General features: G+C 41.0%; 10 protein-coding genes and 1 pseudogene. 1 reads left to right on the top strand and 10 read right to left on the bottom strand.

Features of this window, described 5'->3' with window-relative positions:
• Positions 1–261 precede the first annotated feature (261 nt).
• The 10 genes and pseudogenes from IPH84_17155 to IPH84_17110 form a co-directional block, all read right to left on the bottom strand.
• Complete coding sequence (locus tag IPH84_17155) at positions 262–801, bottom strand: hypothetical protein (GenBank protein MBK7174908.1); 540 nt, start codon at positions 799–801, stop codon at positions 262–264.
• A 30-nt stretch (positions 802–831) separates the two neighbouring features.
• Complete coding sequence (locus IPH84_17150; protein MBK7174907.1) at positions 832–2433, bottom strand: hypothetical protein; 1602 nt, start codon at positions 2431–2433, stop codon at positions 832–834.
• A 338-nt stretch (positions 2434–2771) separates the two neighbouring features.
• Complete coding sequence (locus IPH84_17145) at positions 2772–3320, bottom strand: hypothetical protein (protein ID MBK7174906.1); 549 nt, start codon at positions 3318–3320, stop codon at positions 2772–2774.
• A 528-nt stretch (positions 3321–3848) separates the two neighbouring features.
• Positions 3849–4085, bottom strand: a complete 237-nt coding sequence (locus tag IPH84_17140) for a hypothetical protein (protein MBK7174905.1) — start codon at positions 4083–4085, stop codon at positions 3849–3851.
• 201 nt (positions 4086–4286) lie between these two features.
• Positions 4287–4595, bottom strand: coding sequence for a hypothetical protein (locus IPH84_17135; protein MBK7174904.1), 309 nt, complete (start codon positions 4593–4595; stop codon positions 4287–4289).
• A gap of 389 nt (positions 4596–4984) precedes the next feature.
• A complete protein-coding gene (locus tag IPH84_17130; protein MBK7174903.1) occupies positions 4985–5125 on the bottom strand; it encodes a hypothetical protein in 141 nt (46 codons plus the stop codon).
• A 559-nt stretch (positions 5126–5684) separates the two neighbouring features.
• Positions 5685–7017, bottom strand: a pseudogene (locus tag IPH84_17125) (NAD(P)-binding domain-containing protein).
• A complete protein-coding gene (locus IPH84_17120) occupies positions 7001–7138 on the bottom strand; it encodes a hypothetical protein (GenBank protein MBK7174902.1) in 138 nt (45 codons plus the stop codon). The pseudogene IPH84_17125 and the gene IPH84_17120 overlap by 17 nt, the downstream one beginning before the upstream one ends.
• A 55-nt stretch (positions 7139–7193) precedes the next feature.
• Positions 7194–7415 (bottom strand): hypothetical protein, encoded by a 222-nt coding sequence (locus IPH84_17115; protein ID MBK7174901.1) that lies wholly within the window; start codon positions 7413–7415, stop codon positions 7194–7196.
• Between the two features lie 218 nt (positions 7416–7633).
• Complete coding sequence (locus IPH84_17110; GenBank protein ID MBK7174900.1) at positions 7634–7888, bottom strand: hypothetical protein; 255 nt, start codon at positions 7886–7888, stop codon at positions 7634–7636.
• Between the two features lie 893 nt (positions 7889–8781).
• Between IPH84_17110 and IPH84_17105 the strand changes: the two genes are divergently transcribed.
• Positions 8782–10077: a galactokinase gene (locus IPH84_17105; protein ID MBK7174899.1), complete on the top strand. Its 1296-nt coding sequence runs from the start codon at positions 8782–8784 to the stop codon at positions 10075–10077.
• The last annotated feature ends 9 nt before the right edge of the window (positions 10078–10086 follow it).

Here is a 10086-nt window from a genome sequence, read left to right as displayed (position 1 = left end):
GTATCGCCTGCTTTAAGTCCGTCGGTAGTTTCGAATTTTACATAAATGTTTTGAGAGAAGTAGTATAGGAAATAACACCTCTCAACAAGAGACGAAAGCTCCTGGCCTGAAATGTCGTTTCCAAAGAGTAAGTACAATAATTATAATCATTGATCTTCACTCTACTGAGTTACTAGTTGCTTCTAATGAAATTTCTGATCATTTGGTCATTCCCATTTTGGATGGCAGTTCGACAAGCAGCACTGTTGTATGAATACCCGCTTACTCCTGGTGGTCATTATTCGTTGAACTCTGCGGATGACAGGAAGTGGTGCAGGTAAATACCGAGTAATTGGTTGAGTTGGGATGGCAATCAGAACAAGTGTTCCATTCCCCATTGTGGTTTCCGGAATAGATTGGGAAATATTGATTGTCGTGGTCAAAGGTAGATGGTTGCCATGCAGTTTGAGAGTGACAATCTTCACAGGTAGTCGGGAATTGAGCTGATGCATGGTTTGGGTCATTGGTCTGGTTGTAATCATTAATATGGCAACCGGAACAGGTGTTGGGAGTGTTTGTATAATTCCCGTTATGGCAATCAGAACACTGATTAGCAATGGCAAGATGGGCACCTTGTAACACATAATAGTTATTATGGATAGGAAAGGTGGCTGGAGCCCAGCCGGGGTTAGTGGTATGGCAGGTTGCACATTCATTGGGAATTGAAGTGGAACATGGTTGGATTGTCGCCTGGTTGTAATTGTTCTGGTGGCATCCTTCTGGTGTTCGGGTATTACTGTAACCGTTGGCGTGGCACTGCACACAATTGGTTGCGATGGTTGCATGTTCTGATTAAGGATAGGTGGAATTATGGTCAAAGGTTGAAGGAACCCATGCAGTCTGTGTATGGCAATCCTGGCAGGTTGTGGCAAATTGGGAAGCCACATGGTTAGGATTGGTTGTCTGGTTATAATTGTCAATATGACAACCGTCGCAGGTATTTGGAGTAGTGTTATAGTTACCATTATGGCGGGTGGCACACTGGTCTGCCCAGGAATATGTCCCCTTCAGCACATAGTAATTGTTTATGAATTGGGAAGCTGGCAGGCGCCAATCCTGGATTTGTAGTGTGACAGCTTGCACAGTCATTGGGAATTGCCAGGGATACATGGTTGGGATTGGTAGCTGGCTATAGTTGTTCTGATGGCAGCCCTCGCAGGTGTTTGGGGTATTTGTATACTCGGATGGCATTGCACACAATAGGAAGCAATGGCACGGGCACCCTGTCAAAGGGTAGGTATTGTCGGATCGAATGTTGAAGGAACATGCAGTCTGTGTATGGCAATCCTGGCAAGTTGTGGCAAATTGCGATGCAACATGATTTGGATTGGTAGTCTGGTTATAATTATCAATACGACATCCATCGCAGGTATTGGGCGTTGTATTATAGTTGCCATTGTGGCAATCAACACACTGGGATGCAATGGCAATATGAGCACCTTGCAGAGCATAATAGTTGTTATGAACTGCAAAAGTAGCTGGAGCCCAACCCGGAGCAGTTGTATGACAACCTGCACAGTCATTTGAGAGACCAAGAGAGGTGTGACTTGGGTTTGCTGACTGGTTATAGTTACTGATATGACAACTTGCGCAATCGCTGGGTGTCCCCGCATATCCATTCGTATGACAACTGGCACAATCAGTACCTGCATGTCCGCCTGTTAAAGGGAATAGAGAAGTGTTGTGGTTGAAGCTGCCGGCTGAGTTTCCATCAGGATGGCAGGCCAGGCAAGCTTCAGTAGTGTAAACATATCCCCCGACACCCTGATGCTCATTATTAGTGGAATTCTGTTGATGACACGAAGATGTGCAGGTTACCACTGCATAATTACCTGGATTGGTATGACAATCAGAACATTGATCCCATTCTCCCTGGTGTTGTCCTGAATAAATAGGAAAATACTGGCCATCGTGGTTAAAAGTAGCCGGAGTCCAGGATGATTGAGTATGACAATCGGCACAGGTGGTTGGGAATTGAGCAGTAGCGTGTGCCGGATCATTCGTCTGGTTGTATTCATCAATATGACATCCTGAGCAGGTATTTGGAGTATTGGTATAATTTCCCTGGTGACAGGATGCACAATCATTGCCAATTCCAGCATGTGCACCTTCAAGCACATAATAATTGCTGTGGGTAGGGAAAGCTGCCGGAGTCCATCCCGGGCCTGTAGTATGACAGGCCGCGCAATCATTGGATATTCCGATTCCTGTATGGTTCGGGTTTGTGGTCTGATTATAATTATTGGTATGACAGCTGGCACATACGGTAGAGGTATTGGCATATCCGTTCGCATGGCAACTGTTGCAATCATTAACGGCATGACCACCGGTTAATGGAAATGCGGATGTATTGTGATTGAAACTTCCTAGAATTCCTGCAAGGTGGCATTCCAAACAGGCAATACTATTGTAGGCATATCCTCCAACCCCTAATTGCTCATCATCCGTATCCGATTGGTTGTGCTCGCGACCAATCTATGCAACTGAAAATTTTATAGTTTCCCGGATTGGTGTGACATTCAGAGAACATTCGTTCCATTCTCCTGGTGGCTCCCTGAATAAATAGGAAAATACCCATCATGATTGAAAGTAGCGGGCGACCATGCATTTACATTATGACAGTCTTCACAGGTTGTTGGGAACTGGGCGGCAGCATGCGAAGGATCATTGGCCTCATTGTAATCGGTCGCATGGCACCAAAACAGGTATTTGGTGTATTGGTATAATTGCCCTTATGACAGGAAAAAACAATCATTCGCAATTGCCAGATGAGCTCCCAATAACGGATAAACTGTATTATGATTGGGATAAGATGCTGGTTTCCAATCAGGAAGAGTCGTATGGCAGGTTCTAATCATTTCCAATTCGGATGCAATATGGTTTGGATTGGTAGTTTGGGTATAGGCATTGGTATGACAACTGGAGCAAGTGGTTGGAGTTCCGGCATACTGGGAGGTAAGACAGCTGGTAGAATTATGGTCGAATGCTCCATCTCCTGATCCATTGGGATGACATCCAAAACAAGCTATACTATTATAGGTGTATCCGCTTACTCCTTCATGCTCATCATCAGTATCCCCCTGGTTGTGCTCATGGCAATTAGTGCAGGTAAACTGGGCATAGTTTGAAGGATTTGTATGACAGTCGGAACAATTATCCCATTCTCCTTTATGAGTTCCTGAATAAATAGGAAACGACTGGGAATCATGATCTTTATATTCAGCCGGACTCCAACCCGGACTAAGGTTGTGACATTGCTTACAATCAGTTGAAAAATGCAAAGAGATATGATTAGGACTTGCAGCAGTATTGTAATCTGCCTGGTGACAACTCACACATGCCGCATCAATGCTTGCATAGGAACCTGAAGTATGACAGGTTTTACAGTCACTGATTTCATGGCCGCCCGTAAGTGGGAAGAAATTGTGATTGATACCGGCTCCGGACCATTCGAAAGAGTTTATATTATGACATTCTTCGCAATTTGTTGAATAACCGGCTTGGGTGTGATTAGGGTTCGTAGTAGACAGGTAGTTATCTTTATGACAATCAAAACATTCAACTCCCAGGGGATCAAAACGTAATGCAGAAGCTGTTCCTAAGCCATTCGCAGCCGGTGAAAGATTAATATGACAATCAGGAACAATTCGCCTGGGTATGAGGCCCGATTAAAGGGAAACGGCTCATTTGATGCAATTGGGTAGTATTTGTAACCACCCAGGAATTAGGCGTATGACATCGGGAGCAATCAGTCCCCACAGTTTGCTCATGAATATCGATATGACATTCATTGCAATCAGCAGGAGTCTTTACAAATTCAAGGGAGGTATGGCAATCCTTGCAGGAAACAGATTGGTGCTGCCCAACCAGTGGGGTTTGGTAACACTATGATCAAAGGCTAACTTGGCAAGGTCAATCTTCCAGCCATCCGTAGTATGGCAATCCTTGCAACTGATGGCAAAACCAGTCCCATGGGGAGATTTCTGGGCAAAAATACTCCCGGAAATGATCAGTATGAACAGGATTATTGATGACAGTCTTCGCATTTGATTTTCTTAGTTTTATACAGGATAAAAGTTGCTTCACCAATAGTGACAGGTTGGTGGCATTTTTTCACATGGGAGGCCTTGAATGCTTGCCATCCAATGGAAATTGTGATTGTTGTGATCAAAAGAAACGGTTGGTTTGAAAGCTATTGAATTATGACATTTTTACAATCTGTTTTTCCATTCTCGTCAAACTGCTGATTATGTGTCGGTATGACAGTCACTACAATTCATGGATAAATCTTTAAAAGCCTGGTTGGCATGGCCTTTCACTTCCTTGTTAAAATGGCAATCCCTGCAGGTTTTGGTTTCATGTGCACCTTCAAGAATAAACTGTGTGGTTTTATGATCAAATTCAACCTGGTTCCAACGATTATTGGTGTGACATTTTTCGCAATTCTCTTCCGGATAGTATTTCTCTGAGATCTTCCCTGTATGAATGTTCTCATGACAGTCTTTACAATTCTTCCCGATCTCTTTAAATTTCCATTTAGTCTCTTTCTTATGCACGAAATACAAGGTGTTTTCATGTATTGCCTTTCAATGAAAATCCTGATGAATTGTGTTTCTCAATGGTAAAGGAAGATCCTTTGAATCCTTGCACTGAATAGCATTCAGAACATGATGGAGAAACACCGTTCATAACAAATTGCTTTCGTGATAGTCCACATGACAATCCGTGCAATTTTTATGCAGCAATGGTGTAGTAAGTTTTATCTTGTGGCATGACTTACAACTCTGCCTGGTGCTTGCCTTCTAAATTGAAATCTGTTTTACTGTGATCAAAATTCTTTACACCACCAACAGCTGCAAAAGACTCAGCATTATGGCATTCAGAGCATTTCTGCCCAAATTTATTATCATGTGCATCCTTATGGCAATTCGTACAATTTGCATACTTAACCTTTGAATTCCTGGAATTTTACGCCACTTCTCATGGAAGTTTTATGGCATTCAGCGCAGGGAACATCCTGGTGCTTGCCCGTGAGTTTAAAGAGGGATTTCTGATGACTAAATTTAGTGGCAGTTAAACTTTTCATTGTCATGACAATCAGTGCAATTGCTGGAAAGAGATTTCTGATGATAATCAGTATGACACGACAAGCAATCAGTGCCCATCCCGAGAAATGTGTATTTTTTGCTTTTATCTTGGCATCTTTAATATACTGGGGTTTGCGACAATCCTCGCACTTCTTTTTGCTATGAGCCCCAATGAGTTTGTATCCGGTAAGGCATGATTGAACTTGGTTTTATCGGAACGGATGATTTGAAAATTAACTCCGTGATGGTCACTAGGCAGGATGCATTGTTTCCCTTTCACCTCAGCGGATGAGTGATATCCCTTATTACTGCTGATCCTGCTCTTCAGTTCAGTATGGCAGGTAGCCACTTATCATTCGAGACTTTTTTCACCCAGAATATGACACTTGGTACAGTTTGACATTCCCTCCAGATGTGAATGCACTTTGGCAAGGTCTCCGAGATATCTGTGATTTAACCTCAACCAAAAAGCAAAGTTGAAACAGGAATAATCTGTCAGAAATACTTTAAAGAGGTTAGTAGGATAAATCATTTCTTCAATTAATTGGACAGTTTCTGTTAAGTGTGTTTCAAAATGGCTTCACCAAACTTTTTGGTAATCATAATTCCAGCCTTTTGTAAAAACTGGATAGGTAATTCACCCCCGGCAAAAATATAAACGAATTGATTGACAACATGTATCTCCTTGTCCTCCTTCAAATCCTTTAGTAACACAGATTCCTTTAGTATTTCAACCGGTGAGGTATTAAAGAGTACCCTTACTTTGCCAGAAGATGAAGCAATACCAATTCTTTCGCTATTCATGGGTTTCAAACGGCTAAAAGTATCACCCCTGTAGATAAGGTTACATTATTATGGTCACAAAAAGCAACGCTGATTCAATAGCAGAATCACCGCCTCCCACTACCATAATATCTTTACCACTGATATCTTCGGGCTCTAATAATCTGTAAGCTACCTTTTCCAGCATTTCACCCGGAACCCCCAGCTTTCGTGGAGTACCTCTCCGGCCAATGGCGATTAAAACCGTTTTGGTTGAAAGTTTTTTCGCCTGCCAGGGGTTTCAACCAGAAAATGGTTATTCTCCTTATGAATGGCTTCCACTTTAGTATTTTCCTGATAGTCAGCTGATTTTTCCCTAATAATGCGTTTTGCCATAAATCCAGGAGTTCGGTTTTACTGGTTTCAAAGAGTTTGACCTTACCAAAAAGAGGCAACTCCATGGCTGAGCTCATTACAATCTTTTGCCTGGGGAAAGTATAAACAGTACCTCCAAGTGTGTCCTGTTCCAGGGTCAGAAACTTTAAGTTGTGCTTTTTAGCGGTCAGGGAAGCTGAAATACCCGCCAGGCCCGCCCCGATTATTATCAAATCATAGGTAGCATCATGACTTCCCCTGAGCGTTCTGACCAGGTTGTCGACCGCCTGTTTGCCTTGTTCTACAGCATTCTTGATGAGTCCCATCCCTCCCAATTCACCGGCGATATAGATTCCATTGACATTGGTTTCAAAATTCTGATTGACATGGGGTAAATCAACACCCGGGTTTCTGTTCAATAATAACATGATCGCTTGTGTAGGACAGGCATGAAAGCATGCACCTATGACCAATACATCTCGATGCATTAATAGTTGTGGCTTTCCCGTCTTTTATGCCAATAATGTCTTTTTCAGGACATGCAGCAACACAGGCTCGGTTTTGATACAGCTATTTGCATCAATAACCGGGTGCAGAGAGATAGGCTCAAATAATCCATCTTGCTTGGCCTTGATGATCTTCTCTTCTACTTTTTAGAATCCCTTTTCTGTTTGCGGAGATAAATGAAAACAACGATCAGGCAGAATAATACTGCAACTGAATAAATTGCGACTTGCTCAATGAGAATTTCCATAACTCAGAATATCCATCTGTAACCAAAACAATAGTGACTCCACATGAATCACCATGATCACCAGCATTACCAAGGCAAAAGGTAAATGTGCCACATGCCAGTATTTAAATAGGTTCTGCATGGTAACCAGGCGCTCTATGCGTCGGTTCAGGAAATTTCATTGTTTACCAACCTGATTACTTGTGTACGTTCTGCTTTTTGGGTATCTTATTGCTTCTCAGCACATTTTTTACACTACGTAGCGCTTTCTTATCCTGTATGTAACGTTTCAATGTACGTGAAAACACATTGCCCTGAAAACGACTGATTTTTGAGCGGGTGGAGGCGACAATCATTTCAAAACTGCCTTCATCCAGTTGTACCGATTGATTTAAGGCTGCTCCAATATCTCCTTTCAAGTCCCTTATTTCATTGAAGACTCAATTCCCGGCCTTCAACTCCTGGGAATTTGAATGCAGATAAATCTTCCGATGATTCCACTGAGAAAAACAGCTACCATACTCCAGAAACTGATGGCAAACAATACCACCGAATTTGAATGAGGTATGGAATAAAACCAGGATTGGACCTAATGTACACAGAAAGATATGGAATTCAAGCCAATGCTTCAGAACACCTAACTTGAAAATATCTTGTACCTTTTCGGGCCATATAAAGAATGACACCGAAAATCATGAATAAAGAACCAATAATCCCGCATTCCATGACCAAGAATGCCACTGGGTTTGAGCATGGAATGTTCCGGATGGAATGCTCTCTCTTCCAGGCTGGTTATATAGTAAGCATATCCCTTCATGAAAAGGGCAACCAGGGCAACGATCACAATTAATGAAAGAGTTACCAGGTAGATTCTGTGAGCAATTTTAGTCATCCAATTTAATTAATTGTGTATCAAATAGTTGTAGAGTTTCCATTTGATTGAGAAAACCAAATTTAATATTAATAACCAAGAAACTATTGCATTTATTTTAATTTTAGAATTATTCTAAATTGTCATTTTGGACTCATTAAAGTCCAAATATCAGGCTAGATCAATATATGATAATCATGAGAAAAGCACTTCATTGTAATTGACAGAAAATACTGAATAATAGCTTGCTAAGTCCAATTTGCAATTATGCGATTTCATACAAATACATTAAATTCTTAATTAATAATATATTAATATTTATTTATTTATATGTGTTGATATAACTTGATTATTCTTTTTCATTTCTTATACTTAAACTAATGATAGCATCTTGACTACTAATGTAGTTTATATTATTATTCTGATTAGGAAGTTTGGACTCAAAAAATCTGGTCGGTGTAAACTATAATGATCCAACTGTTAGAGTGCCTCGATGGTTATTTGTGTACATAAGGATCTTTATCAAAAGCGTTCATCAGTCTATTATCTGACTGTTCACGACTATTCTATAGTCATAATAAGATTCCTGATCAAACTATCCAAAAAAAATAACAGGATTCGTCCCGCTTCACTAAAATGGTAAAATCATATTCCTTGGGTAATGATCCAAGGAAGAAATGAGATTGTCGTTTATTATAAAATAGACTTATTCCAAGTTTTTTGTCAAACAAACACTATAGGTTTTGTTTGCTCTTCAATTTGACCTCCTTCGTCCAGCAATTAGCGTAAAATTTCAAAATTTACCATAACATGCATCCTTAAATCAATGATTTGAGTAAATTGCTTTGCCAATACACTAGAACAAGTTAAAGAATTTTAGCATTCAAATTCCAACGATTTCAATCAAATTTCTCATGAAAAACAGTAGTGAAATTATAAGCTATCTTCAACTCCCTGTTCCGCCCCTATTGGAGGAATTATATGGTAAGGAAAAAAGTACACTTGAAATTCAGAAACAAAGATATCTAAGGCTTTTGGATTCCTTTACCCAGCAGTTTCAAAGAGAAAATATCCAATTTTTCAGTTCACCCGGCCGTACCGAAATTGGTGGAAATCACACGGATCATAACTATGGCAGAGTGCTTGCCGGGGCAGTTGATCTCGATAATATAGCTATAGCAGCAGCTAATGGAACTTCAGTAATTCACATTACCTCTTTAGGTTACCCTGATATTGTTTTAGATATCACTGATCTGGAACCAAAGGCTTCCGAACAATTTACTTCTGTTTCCCTGGTAAGGGGGATCTGTGCCCGTATGAAAGAATTGGGCTTTATCGTTGGCGGATTTGATGCAAGTATTGACGGAGCTGTCCCAAAAGGTTCAGGATTGAGCTCTTCCGCTTCTTTTGAAGTACTGGTAGGTGCATTTATTAACCACCTTTTCAATGATGGAAAACTTGATCCCATTCAGAATGCCCTGATTGGACAATATGCTGAGAATAAATATTTTGGAAAACCTTGCGGTTTAATGGATCAAACTGCCTGTTCCGTTGGCGGACTTATTACTATTGATTTCAAGGATCCCAGTCACCCAATCGTCAAAAAGATTGATTTTGACTTTCAATTAACAGGTTACTATCTTGTTATCACCGACACAGGTGGAAATCATGCTGACCTGAATGAGGAATATGCATCCCTTCCCATAGAAATGAAATCTGTTGCTGCCGCTCTGGGAGCTACGGTGCTTAGGGAAGTGAGCCTGGAAAGCATTATCCATGCCATTCCGGAACTAAGAAACATTACTGGTGACAGGGCTATATTAAGGGCTTTGCATTTCCAGGGTGATAACCAACGCGTGGCAGATCAGGTTGAAGCCCTTGAAAAGAATGATTTTGGTGCATTCCTGGAAATGGTGATTGCATCAGGGTTTAGTTCATTTATGTATAACCAGAATATTTACCCGGTACATAATGTAAAAGAACAGGGAGTGTCTCTTGCCTTGGCACTGAGTGAAATCCTCCTCAAAGGAAAAGGTGCCTGGAGAGTTCATGGGGGAGGTTTTGCTGGCACCATTCAGGCTTTCGTACCTTCTGAACTCCTGGAAACATATACCAAAATGATGACGCAAGTGTTTGGTGAAAATGCGTGTCATAAGCTAAGCATCCGGAAACAAGGTGCTATCAGGCTAAATTTTCCAGAGGGATCATAATATTCCCAG

The sequence above is a fragment of the Bacteroidales bacterium genome, from assembly GCA_016707785.1.
Taxonomy (GTDB): domain Bacteria; phylum Bacteroidota; class Bacteroidia; order Bacteroidales; family UBA4417; genus UBA4417.
The sequence above is the reverse complement of the archived record's forward strand: the minus strand, read 5'-3'. Positions and strand labels throughout refer to the sequence as shown.